Source organism: Halobacteriovorax sp. GB3, from assembly GCF_028649655.1.
Classification (GTDB): domain Bacteria; phylum Bdellovibrionota; class Bacteriovoracia; order Bacteriovoracales; family Bacteriovoracaceae; genus BSW11-IV.
This window is the reverse complement of the sequence record NZ_JAQSLN010000005.1, coordinates 37,717-56,445: the sequence shown is the minus strand read 5'-3', so window position 1 is coordinate 56,445 and position 18,729 is coordinate 37,717. Positions and strand designations below refer to the sequence as shown.

At 36.9% G+C, this 18,729-nt stretch carries 22 protein-coding genes; 18 read left to right on the top strand and 4 right to left on the bottom strand.

Going from position 1 to position 18,729, the window contains the following annotated elements:
- Positions 1–138: 138 nt before the first annotated feature.
- Positions 139–1,872 carry an ABC1 kinase family protein gene (locus tag HBN50_RS15745; protein WP_273871647.1) on the top strand — a complete coding sequence of 578 codons (1,734 nt, stop codon included), beginning with the start codon at positions 139–141 and terminating at the stop codon, positions 1,870–1,872.
- Here HBN50_RS15745 and HBN50_RS15740 read toward each other — a convergent pair.
- Positions 1,869–2,906 carry a GNAT family N-acetyltransferase gene (locus HBN50_RS15740; RefSeq protein ID WP_273871646.1) on the bottom strand — a complete coding sequence of 346 codons (1,038 nt, stop codon included), beginning with the start codon at positions 2,904–2,906 and terminating at the stop codon, positions 1,869–1,871. The genes HBN50_RS15745 and HBN50_RS15740 overlap by 4 nt on opposite strands.
- A 286-nt stretch (positions 2,907–3,192) precedes the next feature.
- On the opposite strand from HBN50_RS15740, the gene HBN50_RS15735 reads away from it, so the two are divergent.
- From HBN50_RS15735 to HBN50_RS15725, 3 genes are all read left to right on the top strand, one after another.
- Entirely contained in the window at positions 3,193–4,041 is an 849-nt protein-coding gene (locus tag HBN50_RS15735; protein WP_273871644.1) for a flagellin N-terminal helical domain-containing protein, read from the top strand.
- 280 nt (positions 4,042–4,321) lie between these two features.
- Entirely contained in the window at positions 4,322–5,155 is an 834-nt protein-coding gene (locus HBN50_RS15730) for a flagellin N-terminal helical domain-containing protein (RefSeq protein WP_273871642.1), read from the top strand.
- A 118-nt stretch (positions 5,156–5,273) separates the two neighbouring features.
- Positions 5,274–6,269 (top strand): SDR family oxidoreductase, encoded by a 996-nt coding sequence (locus tag HBN50_RS15725; protein WP_273871640.1) that lies wholly within the window; start codon positions 5,274–5,276, stop codon positions 6,267–6,269.
- Here the strand turns inward: HBN50_RS15725 and HBN50_RS15720 are convergent.
- On the bottom strand, positions 6,262–6,792 hold the full coding sequence (locus HBN50_RS15720) for a hypothetical protein (protein ID WP_273871638.1): 531 nt from the start codon (positions 6,790–6,792) through the stop codon (positions 6,262–6,264). The genes HBN50_RS15725 and HBN50_RS15720 overlap by 8 nt on opposite strands.
- A gap of 477 nt (positions 6,793–7,269) precedes the next feature.
- Here HBN50_RS15720 and HBN50_RS15715 point away from each other — a divergent pair, with 477 nt between their 5' ends.
- From HBN50_RS15715 to HBN50_RS15650, 14 genes are all read left to right on the top strand, one after another.
- Positions 7,270–7,458 carry a Flp family type IVb pilin gene (locus HBN50_RS15715; RefSeq protein WP_273871636.1) on the top strand — a complete coding sequence of 63 codons (189 nt, stop codon included), beginning with the start codon at positions 7,270–7,272 and terminating at the stop codon, positions 7,456–7,458.
- A 110-nt stretch (positions 7,459–7,568) separates the two neighbouring features.
- Positions 7,569–7,778: a hypothetical protein gene (locus HBN50_RS15710; RefSeq protein WP_273871633.1), complete on the top strand. Its 210-nt coding sequence runs from the start codon at positions 7,569–7,571 to the stop codon at positions 7,776–7,778.
- Positions 7,778–8,281 carry a prepilin peptidase gene (locus tag HBN50_RS15705; protein WP_273871631.1) on the top strand — a complete coding sequence of 168 codons (504 nt, stop codon included), beginning with the start codon at positions 7,778–7,780 and terminating at the stop codon, positions 8,279–8,281. The genes HBN50_RS15710 and HBN50_RS15705 overlap by 1 nt, the downstream gene beginning before the upstream one ends.
- The gene (locus HBN50_RS15700) at positions 8,254–8,556 is read left to right on the top strand and encodes a hypothetical protein (RefSeq protein ID WP_273871629.1); all 303 of its coding nucleotides are present in this window, start codon (positions 8,254–8,256) and stop codon (positions 8,554–8,556) included. The genes HBN50_RS15705 and HBN50_RS15700 overlap by 28 nt, the downstream gene beginning before the upstream one ends.
- Positions 8,504–9,064 carry a hypothetical protein gene (locus tag HBN50_RS15695; protein WP_273871627.1) on the top strand — a complete coding sequence of 187 codons (561 nt, stop codon included), beginning with the start codon at positions 8,504–8,506 and terminating at the stop codon, positions 9,062–9,064. Before HBN50_RS15700 ends, HBN50_RS15695 begins: the two co-directional genes overlap by 53 nt.
- Positions 9,058–9,567 (top strand): hypothetical protein, encoded by a 510-nt coding sequence (locus HBN50_RS15690; RefSeq protein WP_273871626.1) that lies wholly within the window; start codon positions 9,058–9,060, stop codon positions 9,565–9,567. Before HBN50_RS15695 ends, HBN50_RS15690 begins: the two co-directional genes overlap by 7 nt.
- Positions 9,568–9,648: 81 nt before the next feature.
- The gene (gene cpaB, locus HBN50_RS15685) at positions 9,649–10,458 is read left to right on the top strand and encodes a Flp pilus assembly protein CpaB (RefSeq protein WP_273871624.1); all 810 of its coding nucleotides are present in this window, start codon (positions 9,649–9,651) and stop codon (positions 10,456–10,458) included.
- On the top strand, positions 10,459–11,952 hold the full coding sequence (locus HBN50_RS15680; RefSeq protein WP_273871623.1) for a pilus assembly protein N-terminal domain-containing protein: 1,494 nt from the start codon (positions 10,459–10,461) through the stop codon (positions 11,950–11,952).
- Complete coding sequence (locus HBN50_RS15675; protein ID WP_273871622.1) at positions 11,952–14,150, top strand: ATPase, T2SS/T4P/T4SS family; 2,199 nt, start codon at positions 11,952–11,954, stop codon at positions 14,148–14,150. The genes HBN50_RS15680 and HBN50_RS15675 overlap by 1 nt, the downstream gene beginning before the upstream one ends.
- 5 nt (positions 14,151–14,155) lie before the next feature.
- Complete coding sequence (locus HBN50_RS15670) at positions 14,156–15,046, top strand: type II secretion system F family protein (protein WP_273871620.1); 891 nt, start codon at positions 14,156–14,158, stop codon at positions 15,044–15,046.
- Positions 15,047–15,134: 88 nt separating this feature from the next.
- Entirely contained in the window at positions 15,135–16,760 is a 1,626-nt protein-coding gene (locus tag HBN50_RS15665) for a DUF6531 domain-containing protein (protein WP_273871619.1), read from the top strand.
- Positions 16,761–16,841: 81 nt separating this feature from the next.
- Entirely contained in the window at positions 16,842–17,090 is a 249-nt protein-coding gene (locus HBN50_RS15660) for a hypothetical protein (protein WP_273871616.1), read from the top strand.
- Positions 17,091–17,292: 202 nt separating this feature from the next.
- Positions 17,293–17,493, top strand: a complete 201-nt coding sequence (locus tag HBN50_RS15655; protein ID WP_273871613.1) for a hypothetical protein — start codon at positions 17,293–17,295, stop codon at positions 17,491–17,493.
- Between the two features lie 222 nt (positions 17,494–17,715).
- Positions 17,716–17,907, top strand: coding sequence for a hypothetical protein (locus HBN50_RS15650; RefSeq protein WP_273871611.1), 192 nt, complete (start codon positions 17,716–17,718; stop codon positions 17,905–17,907).
- Here the strand turns inward: HBN50_RS15650 and HBN50_RS15645 are convergent.
- Together HBN50_RS15645 and HBN50_RS15640 are read right to left on the bottom strand one after the other, a co-directional pair.
- Positions 17,904–18,182 carry a hypothetical protein gene (locus tag HBN50_RS15645; protein WP_273871609.1) on the bottom strand — a complete coding sequence of 93 codons (279 nt, stop codon included), beginning with the start codon at positions 18,180–18,182 and terminating at the stop codon, positions 17,904–17,906. The genes HBN50_RS15650 and HBN50_RS15645 overlap by 4 nt on opposite strands.
- Before the next feature lie 59 nt (positions 18,183–18,241).
- Positions 18,242–18,640, bottom strand: coding sequence for a response regulator (locus tag HBN50_RS15640; protein WP_273871607.1), 399 nt, complete (start codon positions 18,638–18,640; stop codon positions 18,242–18,244).
- Positions 18,641–18,729: the final 89 nt, after the last annotated feature.

Genomic DNA, 18,729 nt, shown 5'->3' with positions numbered 1-18,729 from the left:
CTTGAATATTCTTTTTACCATTTTAAGTCGTGAATTTCTACGAGAATAGACCAAATGAATTGTATAAGCCTTGCCGTCTAGGCATTTAGAGGAATGCTGATTAAAATATAAGTATATGAAATTTCAAATGGACAAATTATGGGCCTTATAAAGACAGGTATTCAACTTTCTAAAACAATAAGAAACGTTGGGAGATTGCGAGAAATCATCTCAGTACTTATGCGCAATGGATTTGATAGTTTGGTTCTAAGGGCCACCATGTCAAAGATTCCTGGATTATCGCTTCCTGAGAAGGCGAGTGGCACTGATACAATTGAAGAGCAGATTAAAAAAGGTAAGACTGATGAAGATCTAGCACGAGATGTTGGCGAGAGACTTAGGAAAAGTTTTGAAGAGCTTGGGCCAGCTTTTATTAAGCTAGGTCAACTTATGGGATCAAGAGAAGACATTTTTCCTGCAGAATTTATTGAACAAATGCAAATGCTAAGGGATAAAGTAAAACCAGTTCCTTTTAACGAGGTTCAAGATGTCATTAGTGAGTCTCTAGAAAAAGATTGGACAGAAGTTTTCGAATCTATTGACCCAAATCCGATTGGAACAGCTTCTATTGGAGTCGTTTTTAAGGGGCTTCTAAAAACAGGTGAGCCAGTTGTTATCAAAGTTAAGCGACCGGGAATTGAAAAAGATATAACAACAGATCTTTCAATTGTTATCTTTCTCGTTTCTCAACTGGAAAGGGCCAGTGAAGATATTCGTTATTTAGGAATCAGTCGTATTCTAAAAGACTTCGCTCATTCCTTACAAAATGAGCTTAACTTTAATATCGAGGCACTGAACTGCACTCGCTTTGCTCAAAACCTTGCAAAGTATGATCCAGAAGAAATCTTCTATATTCCAAAAATTTATAAGAAGTTCTGCTCAAAAGATCTTCTTGTTATGGAAAAGCTCGAAGGCTTCGCCTTTAGTGACATAGATAATGTAAATAAAGAAATAGACTCGATTAAAGAAAAGATTGAAAAGGGTGTTGGTGTTATCATCAAAACTTTTCTTTTAGATGGTTTCTTTCATGCTGATTTACATGGCGGAAATTTCTTTTATCTTCCAAATGGAAAAGTTGGAATCATAGACTACGGTTTAATGGGAACATTAAGTAAAAAAAGTCGCATGAATTTTGTTGCGATTTTATATGCTCTTGTTACCAATGATTATGAAAACTTAGTTTATGAATTTCTTGATGTCGCAGAATATGATGAGATTCCTGATGTAGATACATTAGTTAAGGACTTAAGAGATTCTCTTTCTCCCTTTGTGGGTCTAACTGTTCAACAAACAGACTTCACAATTGTTCTAAGAACATTAGCCGAGACATTAAGAACTCATCGAATCTACTTACCTCGAGATTGGTTCATTGTATTTAGAGCTCTCATTACTCTCGATGGAGTTGGAAAGTCTTTAGATATGGATCTTGATCTCTTTGGACTTTTTAATAAAGATATTAGCGGAATCGTAAAAAGTAATTTCAAGAAAGAGGAATTATTAGAAGAGGCCATGTGGTCTGGACGCGATATTTTGTCTGCATCAAGGACAGTTCCAAGACACTTAAAGTGGTTTTTAAAGGAGTGGTCGAAAAAAGGTTATGCTTTTGAGATCATTCATAGAGGACATGAAGAACAACTCTCTATGTTAAGTTCTTCACTTATCTTTTTAGGAAACTCTTTATTAAGTGGAATCATGGTTTTAGCAGGAGTTCTATTAATTAAAGATGTTAATGTGCATTCTTTAAAAGATATTCCAACAATTGCTTGGATCTTCTGGGGGATTTCTACTGTGTTAATCCTTAATGCCTTAAGAATCTTAAAGAGAAGTAATTAGATACTGTCCATTCCACTTATGTATAGTGGTTCGCACTTAGACAGTTCTGTTGCTCTTGATGGACCGAAGATAATTTGTAAGAACTCACTCATATCCATTGTGATATTCGAATTCTCAAAGTTAAAATGGACATTGTCTTGATCTATTTTTATGACTTTTATTAATCCTCTTGTGTAGGCATTGATAAAATTTTGAAACAAAAGATGATTTCCAACTTTAAAGAGACCCATGTAAATGGTTTTCTTTGACTTGAATCTCTTATACTCACTTTCAGAAAGCCAGAGTTGATACTCTGAAAGTTTCTCTAGATGAAATGCCTCATTTTGTGCAAAAGCGACCTCGTGAATGACATCTTTTAAGTCGGCACCCTTTCCACAGAGAAGGTAACCATCGACGCTAGATGAGTTCTTTATAAAGTAGAGATTTGCAGACTTGATATTCATAAAGTCATTCCAGTCTGATTCTTCTCTTTTTAAAGTGAGGAAACGCCCCTCTATACCACTTTTATAACAGTATCTTATATCGGGCATTGTCTTTGGACTTAATTCAGCTTTTTCTAAATAAGGAGGCAGATACTCTGGATCGATAATCATATCGCCAGTTTGAATAATTCCTCCTGCTTGAAAGAAGGAAAACTTACCATAGAGCTCACTTTTATCACTCCATAAAAGGAAGAAGCTTACCTTAGTAGAATATATATTGATGCATTCATTAAAGAAGGCCTTAAAGATTCCTTTACCTCTATAGTCTTCTCGCATACAAATTCCACCAAGCAATGCAACTGGAGAGTTAGTCTCTTTGAAGTTTAAGGTTCGAAGCTTTACGCCAACATGTGCAATAACCTCTTTGTTTTCGTTAAGAAGAATGTGACAGTTCTTATAGTTATGAGGGTTTAAAAGAGGATAGAAATCAGTCTCAAAAGAATGTTCTTTAGGATATTGAAAAGATTTTTCAATGAGTCCAAGTGTTTGAATTAGAAATTCTGGGTTTCTAGCCAAATTTGTATGAATATATTCTTTTAAAACCGCTTTCATTGATTAAATTTTAAACGTTCTCTTTAAAAAACTGTAAAAAAAAATACATTTTTTTCAAAACAATAACCGATGCTATAAGTCGGTTGAATCCTCTATAGCCCTATATAGAGGTGCTTTGGCAGTTTTTGCCTACCTGATATTGGTGTCTAATTATTTTACATTTTTTTCTAAAGTTCCAAGAATTAGCGACGATAGGGTAGTTAAGAACGTTAGTGATATGGAAATCACTGCGTGAAGTTCTCTGACTAGAAGGATTCTTGTCAGTACCCAAATCAAGGAGGATGAAATGGGACTTCGTATTAACACAAACGTGGCGTCACTTAATGCTCAAAGAAATTTGAGTGGAACACGTCTATCGATGAACAAATCTTTAGAGAAACTTTCATCGGGTCAAAGAATTAACAGAGCTGGTGACGATGCTGCCGGTCTGGCAATCTCAGAAAACCTAAAAGCACAAATTAGAGGTCTTGGACAAGCGGAAAGAAACGCTGAAGATGGTATCTCTTTAGTTCAAATTGCTGAAGGTGCATTAGGTGAAGTATCTAACATCCTTATTCGTCTTAGAGAACTAGCTGTACAAGCTGCTTCTGATACTATCGGTGCAACGGAAAGAAAATTTCTTAACGTTGAATTCGAACAGTTAACATCTGAAGTTGACCGTATCGCAAACTCTACAGAATTCAACCGTGTTCCACTACTAAACGGAACAGGTGCTGTTTTTGATATCCAAATTGGAACAAGAAATGACCCTATTAGTGACCGTCTAACATTTGATGCTTCAAGTGCAGACGTAAACGTAGCGGCCCTTGGTTTAAACCTTGCTTCAGTTGCTGATAAGATTTCTGCACAGAACTCTCTATCTTCAATTGACCAAGCAATTGTATCTGTATCTGGAATTAGAGCTGACTTTGGTGCTCTTCAGAACAGACTTCAATCAACGGTAAACAACATTCAAGTAAGTATTGAAAACTTATCTGCTGCAAACTCTCGTGTTAGAGACACTGATATTGCTGCAGAAACTGCTGAGCTTACTAAACAAAACATCCTAATGCAGGCAGGTACTTCGGTTCTATCACAGGCCAACACAAGTACAAAGAGTGCCCTAAGTCTAATCCAAGCAGCGTCTAACGGTTAATCCGTGATCGCTAACTGATTAAGGCTTTATGTAATTAAGATTGTTTTGCTTAGGAGTTTAAGATGACTAGTTCAACGGGTTAAAACCTGAGGGGCAGCCGTCCACCCTGCAAGGTACGGTTGCACCGGAAAAAATAAAAAAGAAGATTATAGAGGAAGACTAGTTAATTACTCAAAAAGCTTAAAGCAAAAATGAGAACTTTAGAACAATTAACAATTTTGGTGAACAAGAGGTTCGCTGTACAAAACAGGAGGTTTTATATGTTTGAAGGAGATTAACAATGGGTCTTAGAATAAATACAAACGTATCTTCATTAGCTGCGCAAAGAACACTTTCAACAACTAATAGAAGATTAAATGATAACTTAAGAAAACTCTCAAGTGGTGAAAGAATCACGAGAGCAAGTGATGATGCCGCTGGTTTGGCGATTAGTGAAAATTTAAGAGCACAAATCAGAGGTATGAGACAAGCAAAGAGAAACGCAAGTGATGCAATCTCTTTAATCCAAACGGCAGAAGGAGGCTTGAGTGAGATATCTAACATCGTTATTCGACTTAGAGAGCTCTCTGTTCAAGCAGCCAACGACACGCTCGGGCCAGAGGAGAGAAGGTTTGCAGACATTGAGTTTCAGAACCTTAAAGAAGAAGTCGATCGTATCGCTCGCTCTAGTGAGTTCAACGGTCAGAAGCTTCTTGATGGAACGAGTGGGCGAATGGAATTTCAAGTTGGAATCAACAATGATCCAATCTTGGATAGGCTTACTTATGACGGAACTGGTTCAGATGCAACGCTCGCTTCGCTTGGAATTTCCGCTGAGACTATCGGCTCTAAAGAAGGAGCGCAAACATCACTCAAGAAACTTGATGATGCTCTTGTGCAAATCAACGGAGTGCGATCAAATCTTGGTGCCTTACAGAACCGCTTGAGTTCGACAGTGAATAACTTAGGAATCAGTGATGAAAACCTAAGTGCTGCGAAATCAAGAATTAGAGATGTGGATATCGCTTCAGAGTCAGCGAAAATGACAAAGAACAATATCCTAATGCAGGCGGGAGCCTCTGTCCTTGGACAGGCTAATCAGTTCCCAAATGTGGCTCTAAGCTTACTGAAGTAATTTAGTCTTTCTCTTGTACCCTTGGCCTTGAATGAGGCAAGGGTACCTTCTTTTTATTTTGCTTATCGCAAATTCTTCCCATACATCTATCAAAACGAATTTAAAGTAAAATGGTCACATGAATAATGAAGTTAAGGCCATTAAGCCAAAAAGAAAAAAAACGATATTAATTTTTGGAATCTCTTCTTTCCTAGGTTCAAATCTCGCTGAATTTTTTAAAGATGAGTATAAAGTTGTTGGAACATATAATAAAAACCCAGTTCGTATTCCTGGAATTTTAACGATTCCTTGTGACGTCTTACAAAAAGATGAGGTTCAGTTAGTTCTCTTTGCATTTCGACCAGATATCACAATATATGCTGTCGGTATGTCATCAGTTGTCGATTGTGCATTAGAGCCAGAAAGAGCTGATGCCCTCAATACTTCGGGACTCTTTAATGTCGTTGACTACTGTGCTCGTTATAAATCTCAAATTTGTTTTATTTCTTCGGCCAACGTATTTGCAGGTGAGAAGAAAAATTATCTAGAAATGGATATTCCTGATCCAAACACGATCTATGGAAAAACTCAGGCATCCGCAGAATTTTATATACAAAAAACGTCATTGAATTACATCTTGTTTAGAAGTTCAAAACTTTATGGGCGATCTAATAATCCTAAAAGATTCACTTGGTTTGATTTAATCCAAATGAAATTGTCTCAAAAAGAACAAATCGAATTGGATGACTATGTTTCAACCGGTTATTTAGATGTTTACTATCTGGCCATGATTTTAAAAATCTGTTTTGACCGAGAAGTAAAGAACAGACTCTTTCAAGTCAGTAGTACAGACCAGATGACACTTTATAACTTTACTAAGAAGTACGCCGAAATATTCAATGATCAAAGTACCCTTATTACTAAAGGAAAGTGGTCTTATCCCATTCTAACAAGTGCAGCGACACACGTTGCTGAAAAATTTTACTTTGATCTCGATGTTTCAAACTTAGAAGGGTTTTTAAATATTAAACTTCCAAGTATTGAAGAATCACTTAACTATACGTTTAAAAGACTTCATGGAGTGAAGAAAGAATCGAAGAAAGATAAGAATACTGGTGGTGTTAACTTTATCTAGCAGAGTTTGTGATGAACTCTGTCATGTAATGCCTTACAAGTGCATCAGGATCAACGATCTCACCATTAAAACGCCATGTAATATTATTAAATGGACCGATATGGGCCCTAATTTCATGTACGTTTGGTGCTCCGTGATCTTCTTCATGTGACATTCTTGCTGAAAAAAGATCTTTACCATTGGCAAGAAAGCCAATGTTAATAAGATCATGAGCTTTTCTAGCAAAAATCAATCTTAAAGAATTACGAAATAGCATGAAGTCATTAACTGTATTAGAAATTTTGAAAATCTTAATACCATTTCCTGTATGCATACCACGATACTCATTGAACTTAGTTGTATAAAGTTCAAAGCGATCACGCAGTTGATTCATGAAATCAATTGAAGACTCTTCGAGAAGATAGGCAGGGTTTAGGTGGTTGTTAAAATTAACAATACCAGACTCTTCCATATTTAATTCTTCAAGAGCGAGGTTTTCAATCCATTTCGTGGAAATTTGTTCAGTAGAAGTCATACTATCCATACTCTAATAATGAATGGATGGAGATTGACTGTCAATAAATTGGATGAGTTAAAAGGTAGGGAATACAGGTCCGATAGTTGATCTCTCGGTTCCGCCCGTCATTTGACAGGTGGCAGCGGTTAGTAACTACGTTAGGCTTCTCACTGAAAAAGACCAATGGTCTAGTTATGAGCTTGCTCACAGTAATCAGGGACCACTCCGATTACATAATTTGTAGGGCGAAACTCGTCATTTGCCAACTACCGGACCCAGCTAAGATTATACTAGATTTTGGGGTCAGCACTCAAGAAAACAAATTTTTCTTGTAATTATGATAGGTTGCTGAAATTAGGTGATTTCAAATACTTTTTCATTTTATATGATGATGCGTCGGGTTATAATGATTGAAATGGAGCTGTATGGTGAAAAAGTGAGAGAAATCCCTCAACTTTTTTTAAACACAGACGATAAGGAGATAGGTTCATAAAGGGAGCAACTATGAAGAAGTTCTACGAATTTCTGAAAAATGAAGATGGGCAGACGTCAACAGAGTATATCCTACTCGTTGCAGTTGTTGCTTTGATCGTTTTCAAATTCAAGAAAGAAGCTACAGAAAAGCTTTCCGCTTTAACGGGTGGAGTGTTTGAAAAAGCTGACAACATTCTCGATGATCCAGACTTTCAATAATTAATTTTAGTTTATCTAAAAGAAAGTCTGGATTTCCTATTATCTTCTTCGCTTAAAGAAGGAGATGCCTTGTGTTGCGCATTCTCGCGTTTGTCGATTAAAATTTTCTCATGAATAAAAAACAAAGCGGACAAGCTTTAATTGAATACCTATTACTCTTTAGCTTTATGGCCTTACTTGCTGTTGGAATGGTGAAGGGGATTGGTAGTTATCTAGGTTCTTCAGTTGGAAGCATGGCCTATCATTTGACACAACAACTTACGATTGGTGCATGTGAAGGTCAATGTTTACATAAGGCCTTTGGGAATAGGAACTTCTAGTGCCTCTTTCAATTTACCTCTTCTTCTTAATAGAGCTTGTTGTCGTCTCCTATATCGATTTTAAAAAGGGAAAGATTTCTAATAATTGGTCTTATCTCCATCTAGCTTTTGCTGTTCTTTTTCTTTTCATCTTTCCTTCTTCTTATGAATTAGGCCTTGAATTAATAAAGTTTCCGCTACTTTTCTTTTTTGGTGGTTTTGTGATGTTTGCTCTCGGGATCATGGGAGGTGGAGATGCAAAATATCTTGCGACTCTATTTTTATGTGTTCCAATATCTTTACACGATCAGGCATTTGAATATCTTTTATATGCGACTGTTTTAGTCGGTGGAACTCTATTTGTGATTAATCTATTGAAGAACTTTCAATCTTTTATATTATTCCTTAGAATGAAAGATAGAAATTTCATTAAAGGTGTTTTTGGAAAACGATTTTCCTATGCACCAGTTATTTTACTAGGATGGCTAATATTAGGATGGAATCTATTCAAAGACATTGTGTAGATCAAAAAGGGCAAAGTACTGTTGAGTATATTTTAGTTCTCGTTGTTGTCATAGCAATTGGTGCAACAGTATTTAAAAGTAATGCCTTTAAGCAGTTATTTGGAGACAATTCAAATCTCTTTGCATCTCTTAGAAGTCAATTTGAATATTCTTATCGTCATGGCTCACCTGGAACGGATGCTACGACTAGTGTTTATGGTAATGAACAACATGAGACATATTATGATCCAATCTCTGGAGAGTCGCGATTCTTTACTCCAAGAGAAGAGTATTAGAAAAGAAAGCGGACAATCAACAATTGAGTTTTTGACAACAATGACCTTTGCCATTGGACTGGTTTTCTTTGTTGTCCGTCTTGCCCTAGTTTATACGAATGGGTTTCTTGTTCATTATGCAACATTTATGGCGAGTCGATCTTATCTTGTTATAGATAACAATCTCGCTGGTTCATCTACTGCAGATCCAGTTGCTGCTGATGAAGCCAAAAAAGTATTTGAAAGTTATCAAGTCCTGTCTTTATTAGATGCTAGTAATGTTGATTTTCAAGTCAATTCTCCTGATTTTGGTGGGAGAAAGTCCTATGTCGGACCCTATGTTAAATTTAAACAAAGATTCCCTTCTCCTTCATTAGTGGGAACGAATCAGACGTTGAATCTTACTTCAGAGTCTTTTCTGGGGAGAGAGCCAACAAGAAGTGAATGTGTTGAGAGAATATGTGAAGCGCTTACGGCCGCTGGGACGAATTGTAATCAATATGTAACGTTTTTTGATAATGGATGTTAATGAAAGAAGAAATTAAAAATAAATTTCTTGATGAAAGTGGTCAGTCAGTATTTGAATTTGTCATATTCATCCCTTTTATTTTGTATATTGTTGCGGTCATGATGAATGCTGGAAACGCGATAAATGCTTCGATTAATCAACAAAAAGCTACGCGAGGATATGCCTTTCGCCTCTTATCTGGAAACTCGAATGTTCCAACTGTTGCCGACTTGGATATTGCTAATGGCGCGGGTCTAGTTAAGACATCAACTTACATCATTGGCTGGGGAGCAAGTAAAGAGGGTGATGTGTACCATGGTGCTTGCTATAAATTTCCTAGTATGCCTGGAGACGGTTTGAGTGATTCCGAAGATTGTAAAAATCCAATTCCAGGGCAAACCAAGACAGCATATGTTAGGGCCTATACCTTTTTTGGAATTTGTGGCGAAAGCTACGTTAAAGAAGGCGCCTATTATCGTCGGGATTATATTGGTCGCGCTCGCGACATCTGTACATATAAATGAGAACTTTCTTGCCTCCCTCCTTTTGACCTAAGGGAATGTTAAAATTTAATTAAAACACGTATTTAGGTTGAAAGAGGAAATATGAATACTAGATCGTTTACACTGGCCTTGATCATCGCAGTCTTTGCAATGTTTATGGTTTATACCTATGTAGAAGACCAAAAAGCATCATTGACATTGAAGTATGGGACGATGAGCTCTGTTGTTGTTGCTAAGACAGATATTAAGGAATTTGAACTTCTTGATGATTCTAAAGTAACGGTAATGAATGTTCCTCAAAAATTCCTTGCTCCCGGTCACTTTAAAACAATGAGGGAAGTTGAAAATACTATTGCAACTGTTCCTATCTTGAAAGGTGAGCAAATTACGAAGCCTCGATTAACATTTCCTGGTGAGAAAACAGGACTATCTCGAGAGGTCTCTGTAGAAAAAAGGGCCATCGCAATCAGTATTACTGATAAACAGGCGGTTTCGAAGCTGATTAAACCTGGGGATCGAGTTGATATTATCGCCTCTATTGACTATGCCTCTGGACGTAAAGACTTACAAACAACAAAGACTATTCTTCAAGATGTAAGAGTTCTTTCAACGGGAATGAGTGTTTCAAATAACCTTCCTCTCATTGGAGTTAAAACACCAACAGTTATTAAGAAGATGAAACTTAATACGTATGCAAATTATAATACAGTAACGATTGAACTCGATCCATTTCAGGTTCAAAAGCTTATTTTTCTTTTAACGTACTCACCGTATCCGCCATATCTTTCTCTTAGAAATATTAACGATAAAACAAAAGTTAATATCGGAGAAACGAAGATCTTTGATGTCTTAGGGGATGATACAGGTGTAAGAGCAAAGCAATTTTTCTCTGAAAAATACCAAGGGAAGTAAATGAGATCTATCTTTCCAAGAGTTCTAATATTTATCTTTGTCGCTATGAGCTCAATGTCTTGGGCACAAGATAAAGAGCCTAAAGAGGTTGTAGTAGAACTTGTCCTTGGGATTGATCATATTGAGAAATTGAACTTTGCACCTTCTACTAAGGTTCAAATCGGTAATGAGAAAATTCTCTCATATCAACTCATACCTCAAAAGAGGGAGATTACCTTAAAAGGTAGAGGTCCTGGACAAACGTCTGTAACAATCAGAAATACGGCCGGTGATATTAAGGCAAAATTTCTTGTTAATGTTACAGCTACTGATCAATCGAAATTAGTTCAAAAAATTAAAGAGCAACTTGCAAAAGTTGAAGGTATTGAAGTTGGAATTAAAGGCGGAGACGTCTATGTTGGTGGGAATATCGTTGTTCCCAATGATATTGGTCTGGTCGTTCTGGTTTTGGATAAGTATCCCGAAGTTTTAAGGCTTGTTGAACTCTCACCTCAGACGCAACGATATATTGCAAAAAAAATGCAAGAAGAAATTCAACGATCTAATATGAAAGACGTTTCAGTAAGAGTTGTAAACAGTGCTTACTGGTTAGAAGGTATTGTTACTAATGAAGCAGATAAGGTTAGAGCAGAACAGATTGCTGTTGCCTACCTACCTGATAGAATTCAAACACTCTCTCAGAGAACTGAAGCAGTTCAAACAGTTGAGAATAGACCTATTATTAATAACTTTATTGTTGTTAATCAGAAGCAGAAACCACAACCCCCACCAAAGCTTATCAAAATTACGGCTCAGTTTGTTGAGCTTAAAAAAGAATATAATAAAGTCTTTGGTTTCAAATGGACTCCTAGCTTAAGTGAAGGAGGAGGGTCGATTTCTTTCGGGAAAACGACAGATGGAGGAGTTACAACTAAGTCTAATGGAACTCTCTCTGGGACAATTGCGAACCTTTTTCCAAAGTTATCTTCAGCTAAGGCCGCAGGTTATGCACGTATTGTTCAATCAGGGATTCTTGTAACGAAAGATAAAACAAGAGGAACAATTAAGAAAAACTCTGAACAAACATTTAGTGTTGGAACAAATGAGTTTACAAGAGCTCAGTCGGTTACCGCAGGATTTAATTTAAATGTTACGCCTACAATATTATCAGGAGAGAGTATTGATCTTGCTCTAGGCATTTCTGTAAGTTCAACTGTGGGGAGTCCGCCAACAAAACTTTCAAATGATATCTCTACTTCAGTTGTTGTTAAATCGAAAGAATCAGCAGTTGTAGGTGGAGTTGTTGTAAGTACAAGTAGTACAGACTTTGACAAGAATGCACCTGACGGAGCAGATCAAGTTGAAAATGGTACTGGACTTCTTTCTTTCATCCGATCGAAAAACTATACATCTGGTAAAAGTCAGTTTGTTGTTTTCGTCACTCCTGAGATCATTCAGTCTGCTTCTCAAGGAACAGAAGAAATTAAAAGAAAGTTCAGAAGGAGAACACGTTAATGGCCAAAGGTCATATTATAACAGTTATTGGTGGTAAGGGAGGACAAGGGAAGTCGCAAATTGCAGCGAACCTTGCTTTTGCTTATGCTACTTCAACTCGAAGTAAAGTTCTACTTATGGACTTTGATCAAAGGGCCAGTGGGGATCAGAACTTTATTACGGGAATAAAGCCGAAAAAGACAGTTCGAGATATTGCTTCGTTTCCTGGAGCAATTGATCCAAGATCTATTATTCAATTTGTTTCACCACACCCTTCGGGAGTGAATTATATTGGAATGCCAAGTGATCCAAATGAAAGTGATAGTGTTGATTCGGAAGGTATTGGGAAAACGCTGAAGGCCTGTACTGGAATTTTTCCATATACAATTATTGATGGTGGTTCTGAATTAACGCCTTTAACTCTCAAGGCCTTGGAATATTCGACATTGATTTTCATTGTTGTAACTCCTGATATTCTCGCTTTAAATCAGACAAAAAGATTGTACTCTGAACTTGTTACGATGATGTTTCCAAAAGATATGATGCAAGTTATTTTAAACCAGCATCAGAAAGGGCATCCCGTTACTCCTGAAGTTGTAGGTAAAACTATTGGTAAAGGAGTGTTCTCAGCAATTCCAAAAGATGATCAAACATGTGTTCTTGCTCTAAACCAAAAAAAACCAGCACTTGTTGTCGCTAAGAATTCATCTTTCGCAAAAGGTGTTATTGAAGTAGTTAATAAACTTCAACAAAAGAACGTTCTTAGAACTCTTTCTAGCCTTAATAAACCTGCAGATATTGGAACTAAGAGTGGTGGAACCGCTGGTGGAGCTCTTGATCCTAAGTCTAAAAGTGTATGGACAGATTTAAAATCAAGAATTCATAAAAGTCTTGTTGATGAGATGGATCTAAAAAAGAGTGATGACAATGATCCTAAAGCTCAAGTTATTTTAAGAGAGCAGACAAAGAAAAAAGTCGTTGAACTCCTTAATAAAGAAGATACAAAAACAATTCTAAAATCTAGAGAAGATATGAATAGAATTGTTAAAGAGATTCTCGATGAAGCTCTTGGATTAGGACCTTTAGAAGACCTTCTTGCAGATAGTGATTGTACTGAAATTATGGTCGTTGGCCCAGATAAGATCTTTTATGAGCATAGTGGAAAAATTAAAAAGTCAGATATTACTTTCACTAATGATCGACAGGTTCTAAATGTTATTGAAAGAATCGTTGCTCCTATTGGTAGAAGGATCGATGAGAAAACTCCATATGTAGATGCTAGACTTCACGATGGATCAAGGGTTCACGCGATTATTCCTCCATCTGCTATTGATGGTTGTTGTATTACAATTCGTAAGTTCCCAACAGAAAGACTAACTTACAAAGACTTAATCAAATTTGGCTCTGTCACTCAGAATATGGCCGACTTTCTGCGAATTGCAGTTGAAGCTCACAGAAATATTATTGTAAGTGGTGGTACTGGATCAGGTAAGACGACACTTATCAACATCCTTGGAAGCTTTATTCAAGCAAATGAACGCATTATTACTTGTGAGGACTCTGCCGAACTTAACTTCCCTCAAGATCATATTGTCCGCCTTGAGACGAGACCACCTTCGCTAGAAGGTGACGGTGAAATTGATATCCGCTGTCTTGTAAAACAAACGCTGAGAATGAGACCAGATAGAATTATCGTTGGTGAGTGTCGTGGTGGTGAAACTCTCGATATGCTTCAGGCCATGGGAACAGGGCATGACGGCTCGATGACAACAATTCACTCAAACAATCCGCGAGAGTGTATTGGGCGTGTAGAAACACTTGTACAGTATGCTGGTGCTGGACTAACTCCAAAGGCAATTAGAGAAATGATCGCTAGTGCTGTTCACTTGATTGTACAGCAGAAGCGTCTAGATGATGGTTCTCGTAAAGTCACACATGTAACAGAAATTGGTGGGATTCAAGGGGAAGTTGTCACACTTCAAGATATTTTTACTTTCAATCAAAAAGATATGGATAAAAACGGGAAAATTGTTGGAGAGTTCCAAGCAAGTGGATTTATCCCTAAGTTTATCGAGATCCTTGAAAAAAAGGGATATAACGTGCCGAGAGGACTTTTTAGTAACGAACCAAGACATACCGGTGCTCCAGTGAAACCTCCAGAGAAAAAGGCTCCTCCTGGCGGTAAGAGACCTCCTCAAAAGAAGCCGGTTAAGAAGTAGATTATATGAGTGTATTTTTACAACTATTAGGTTTTAAAGGAATGGTTGCCCTCGTGGGAATCATGATTTTTGCTTTTTGTTACAAGTACTCTGTTCATATTTTCGATTTTATCGAAAGACAAACTCTTGGAACGAGAACTTATATTCTCGAAAAGTTAGAGCTTCTTTTTATTGATATTGCGCCAGAGAGAATTACTTATATTTTATTGTTTCTTTCTGTTGGAATAGGTGGATTTACTTTCTTAGTATTAGGGGCGCTGAGTAAATGGGGTCTCGGGCTCTTTTTAGGAATTCTTCTTTCATTTATTGGATTTAAAATTCCAAAACCATTTGTTGATTATCTCGTCAGTAGAAGAGTTAAGTTATATCAATCTCAGATGGTTGATGCTCTAACACTTCTTTCTAATGGAATTAGAGCTGGTCTCTCTCTTCCTCAGTCTGTTGGTATGGTTGTAGATGAAATGCCGGAGCCAATTTCGCAAGAGTACAATGTAATCCTTCAACAAAATAAAATTGGTGTTCCTCTAGAGGAGTGCTTTGATAACTTAGCAAAAAGAATTCCGACAGAAGACAATGAGATGTTCGTCTCAAGTATCAACATTCTTCGTGAGTCAGGTGGTAATCTTGCCGAAGTTTTTGACACTATTGTTAACGTTATTAGAGAACGTGTTCGTCTTCAACAAAAAGTAGATACTTATACCGCGCAAGGGATGTTCCAAGGAATGACTATTGCAGCGATGCCATTCGCAATAGGAGGGATTTATGCAGCCTCCGATCCTCAGTCTATGATTAGAATGTTTGACTCGTTTCTGGGAATTGCCATTATGATAGGGGCATTAATACTAGATGCAGTCGGATTTATAATTATTCTAAAAATTGTAAAAATAAAGATGTAATTTTCTATAATTCCCTAAAGTCCGAGTAAAGTTATTCCGAACTGTAGATAGAGGAACCAAAAAACTTAATGGGTTTAAAAAGGACATAATGATGAACTTTCTTAAAAAATTGCTACTCCTATTGTTGATTCCGTTCACGGCAATGGCCGGAGTTAACGTAAAAAATGGTAACTTCTATATTTCTTACTCTGATATTGTTGTCCCAGGTGGAGGACAAGATTTAGAGTTTTTAAGAAATTATAACTCGAAATCACCACATAAAGGTTGGGTTGGATTTGGTTGGGGATCAGATTATGAAACATATCTCGTTCCATCAGCTGACGGTTCAGTAGTCATTTATGAAAGTGGTTCAGGGGCTCAGTCTAGATTTGTTCCAAAAAAGGCAGTAGACCCAAAGAAAGCGGCTCAAGAAATTGTTGAAGCAATGAGAAAGAAGTCTCAGGTACCTCAAAACGTTGCAGACAAACTCATTAAAAACCTAACGAACAATGCTGAGCTTAGACAAGTCTACGCTAAGAGATGGAAGGTTCAAGCTAATATTGCTGTTGGGTCGGTTCTTTACTCTAATAATAGAGGTCTTCAGAAAGTTGAAAAAACATCTAAGGGTTATAGAAGAAGCTTTAATGATGGAAAAGTAGAAGATTTCAACTCTGATGGGAAACTAATTAGAGTTAAAAATAAGAATGGTTACTATGTAAACCTTAACTGGTCTAATAAGCAGTTAAAGTCGATCAAAGACTCTCAAGGAAAGCAACTTTTCTTCGAGTGGTATCCAGACAATAAAATTAAGCACATCAGCTCTACAGGTAAGAAAAAGACAACTTACAAGTATGAGGGCGATAATCTTGTTGAATCTACAGATGTTGCTGGAAACGTATTTAAGTATTCATATGACTCTAATCACAACCTAGAGAAGATTACTTATAAAGACGGTAGCTCTATGGACATCAAATACCATAAGAAAACGATGTTCGTAGCTTCAGTGAAAGAGAAAAATGGTGAGCTAACAAGTTATGATTACGATTCAAATCCAAAGAATCCTGATTTTCACTACTGGACAATTGTTAAGAAGAAATCTCCAACAGGTAGAGAAGTAAGTAATAGATATGAGTATGAAATCAAAACTAAACCAGATGGTGCTCACTATACTTATAGAATTCTAACAGACATCAATGGTCTTAGAACTGAAACTATCTACTCAGAGTGTTGTTCACTACCACTTAAAATTACTCGTGGAAAAGAAGTTACAACTTTTGACTATAATGACAAAGGTCTCCTAACTAAGAAGTCATCTTCTAGAGGGGAGTATGTAGAGCTTAAGTACCACAAGAAGTTTAATAAGATTACTGAAGTCGTTAATAGAAAAGGGCGTACAGCTTTTGAATATGACAAAAAAGGTAACTTGAAAAAAGCATATAATAAGAAGAATGCTGTTCTTCTTATCTATGATAGCAAAGGTCGAATTACTAAAATGATTGACCAAGAAGTAAAAACTAAGAAGAAGAGAGTTCTTTCATTCAAGTACAACTCTCTAGGTAAGCCTGTTGAGATTGCTATGGAAAGAGTAGGTAAGATCAACGTTGCTTATGACAACTTCGGAGAAATCAAGAAGGTCGAGTCCAAGGCTGGGCACAAAATGGCGTTACAAGTGACAAAGGCATTCCAGTCGCTACTGACGATTGTTAAGCCTGCTGGTGTTAACTTAAATATGTAGAGTGGCAACTTTTTAAGTCGCACTCTGTCCGCAAATAGGCTCTATTTGGGGATTATATGAAACTCGATTATAATTGAATATGTGAGGTATAAAATGAAAAAACTATTAGCATCTTTTTTATTCTTAGGTCTCTTTGCAACTCAAGCCTTCGCAAACGAAGCAGCAGTTACAGCTAGAGGAGATGATATTGATAACCCAGATGACTGTACAAAGATTTTACGTACTACAAGAGATTCTGCTGGTGATAAGGGGCAAGACTTGAATCAAGACCCTGCTCAGCCTCAACAAAACGATAGTTCGAACAGTATAAATCGTGGTGGATCTCAATAAGTATCTAAAAAAGTATAAAATAATAAATGGCCCTCTCACTACGAGAGGGCTTTTTTTTGCCTATTTTTCATACACCTGACTGTCTAGCAAACACACAAACTCACCTATGTAATCCTTAAGTCATCGCAATTACGAAAAGCTGTTTTTGGCACGCCCTATGCATATATATAAGCAAATAACTTAATATGCTTGGGAGGCTATTATGAAAAAACTAACTATCGTATTTGGACTTTTATTTACTACTCTTTCTTTCGCTTCTAACGGACAGGTTTCAATGGAAGACTGTACAGGTGGATTCCAGGGAGCACGTACTGAAGGGCGTTTAAGCTCAAGTGCTAATGAGCCTGCAGTTCAGAATGTAAAAGAGGTAAAAGAAGATAATAAAGCAACTGTAAGACATTAATTTAGAATTCTGCTTTGGCAGAATATTTCCCCCCTAAAAAAAATTGGGAGAGTGCAAATTCCTTCCCCCCCGAAAAAGATTTGCGCTCTTCCGATTTTGTTCAATGATTAGTCACTGTCTAAAATAAATTCAAACCAATATCGTTAAGTCCTTAATATCAGGATGCCAAGTTTGGCATGATTCGTGCTTTATATAAGCTAAGAGAATCAACAGGAGAAAACGATGAAAAAATTAATCTTAGCAACACTACTACTTACTTCAGGTTATTCATTTGCAGAAGGTCAGGTAAATACAGAGGACTGCTCAAAGATCTCAGCACTCATGAGAACGAGTAATGTGAAAGCTCAATCAGCTAACTTTGAAGTTCCAAAGAAGGAAGAAGAGTCAAAAACTCAGTCTGTAAATAGAGACTAAAGATTGTGATCCTGAAGGATTCTCTTGAGGGCTTCCTTTTCTTCTGGAGTGTAGGAATCGCTTGATTCCTCTAGTTCAGAAGCGGCAGAGGCACTAAAGCTAAGTGCTTCTTCCTGGTAAATGTCCTCAGGAGATGAATTTTGATAGCTCTTTTTAAGAATTCCTGAGACCTGGATAAAGAGACTATCAAAGGATTGCTCTCCAAATTGATAAGCACTTTTCGTTAAAGGGGCAGCGTGCTTATAAATGTAGTGGAAGACTTGTTTGTCTTTCACTGGAAAAGCTAAAATAAGAAAGCTCAGTACAAAATAAAAGAAAAACCTAAAAATAAACATCATGATTCTTTCTCGAATTCGTATTCAATTTTACTAACAGATTTAATCAAATCCTCTTCTGAAAATGGCTTTGTTAAAAAATCCAGGGCCCCGGTAGAAACCGACTCAATAACTATACTTTCCATATCTAGAGATGAAGTCATGATGATATAGACTCCGGTCTTAAGCTCAAGAATATTTTTTGCTAATTCAATACCGCCAATTTTAGGCATAACGACGTCGATGAGATAGAGCTGGGCACCAGTTGAGGCTGCAAGTTGCAGGCCTTTCTCGGCGTTATCAGCGCTTCCTACGACATTAAACCCATGCTTCTCTAGCAAACTAACTGTAGCATTTCTTGCAATATCTGAGTCATCTACTACAACTATTTTAAACTCTTGATTTCTCGTGTTGCTCATAATCAATCCATTGATGAATTTTTAATCTCTTTAAATTTTATCTGAGGTTTTGAAAAAGAAAAGGTGGGAAATAAAAAGGCCCGCTTTTT

What these genes read in the sequence shown, in the direction of transcription:
- HBN50_RS15745 (WP_273871647.1), top strand. Translation starts at nt 139, where the DNA reads ATGGGCCTTATAAAGACAGGTATTCAACTTTCTAAAACAATAAGAAAC.
- HBN50_RS15740 (WP_273871646.1), bottom strand. Translation starts at nt 2,906, where the DNA reads ATGAAAGCGGTTTTAAAAGAATATATTCATACAAATTTGGCTAGAAAC.
- HBN50_RS15735 (WP_273871644.1), top strand. Translation starts at nt 3,193, where the DNA reads ATGGGACTTCGTATTAACACAAACGTGGCGTCACTTAATGCTCAAAGA.
- HBN50_RS15730 (WP_273871642.1), top strand. Translation starts at nt 4,322, where the DNA reads ATGGGTCTTAGAATAAATACAAACGTATCTTCATTAGCTGCGCAAAGA.
- HBN50_RS15725 (WP_273871640.1), top strand. Translation starts at nt 5,274, where the DNA reads ATGAATAATGAAGTTAAGGCCATTAAGCCAAAAAGAAAAAAAACGATA.
- HBN50_RS15720 (WP_273871638.1), bottom strand. Translation starts at nt 6,792, where the DNA reads ATGGATAGTATGACTTCTACTGAACAAATTTCCACGAAATGGATTGAA.
- HBN50_RS15715 (WP_273871636.1), top strand. Translation starts at nt 7,270, where the DNA reads ATGAAGAAGTTCTACGAATTTCTGAAAAATGAAGATGGGCAGACGTCA.
- HBN50_RS15710 (WP_273871633.1), top strand. Translation starts at nt 7,569, where the DNA reads ATGAATAAAAAACAAAGCGGACAAGCTTTAATTGAATACCTATTACTC.
- HBN50_RS15700 (WP_273871629.1), top strand. Translation starts at nt 8,254, where the DNA reads ATGGAATCTATTCAAAGACATTGTGTAGATCAAAAAGGGCAAAGTACT.
- HBN50_RS15695 (WP_273871627.1), top strand. Translation starts at nt 8,504, where the DNA reads ATGATCCAATCTCTGGAGAGTCGCGATTCTTTACTCCAAGAGAAGAGT.
- HBN50_RS15690 (WP_273871626.1), top strand. Translation starts at nt 9,058, where the DNA reads ATGTTAATGAAAGAAGAAATTAAAAATAAATTTCTTGATGAAAGTGGT.
- cpaB (WP_273871624.1), top strand. Translation starts at nt 9,649, where the DNA reads ATGAATACTAGATCGTTTACACTGGCCTTGATCATCGCAGTCTTTGCA.
- HBN50_RS15680 (WP_273871623.1), top strand. Translation starts at nt 10,459, where the DNA reads ATGAGATCTATCTTTCCAAGAGTTCTAATATTTATCTTTGTCGCTATG.
- HBN50_RS15675 (WP_273871622.1), top strand. Translation starts at nt 11,952, where the DNA reads ATGGCCAAAGGTCATATTATAACAGTTATTGGTGGTAAGGGAGGACAA.
- HBN50_RS15670 (WP_273871620.1), top strand. Translation starts at nt 14,156, where the DNA reads ATGAGTGTATTTTTACAACTATTAGGTTTTAAAGGAATGGTTGCCCTC.
- HBN50_RS15665 (WP_273871619.1), top strand. Translation starts at nt 15,135, where the DNA reads ATGATGAACTTTCTTAAAAAATTGCTACTCCTATTGTTGATTCCGTTC.
- HBN50_RS15655 (WP_273871613.1), top strand. Translation starts at nt 17,293, where the DNA reads ATGAAAAAACTAACTATCGTATTTGGACTTTTATTTACTACTCTTTCT.
- HBN50_RS15650 (WP_273871611.1), top strand. Translation starts at nt 17,716, where the DNA reads ATGAAAAAATTAATCTTAGCAACACTACTACTTACTTCAGGTTATTCA.
- HBN50_RS15640 (WP_273871607.1), bottom strand. Translation starts at nt 18,640, where the DNA reads ATGAGCAACACGAGAAATCAAGAGTTTAAAATAGTTGTAGTAGATGAC.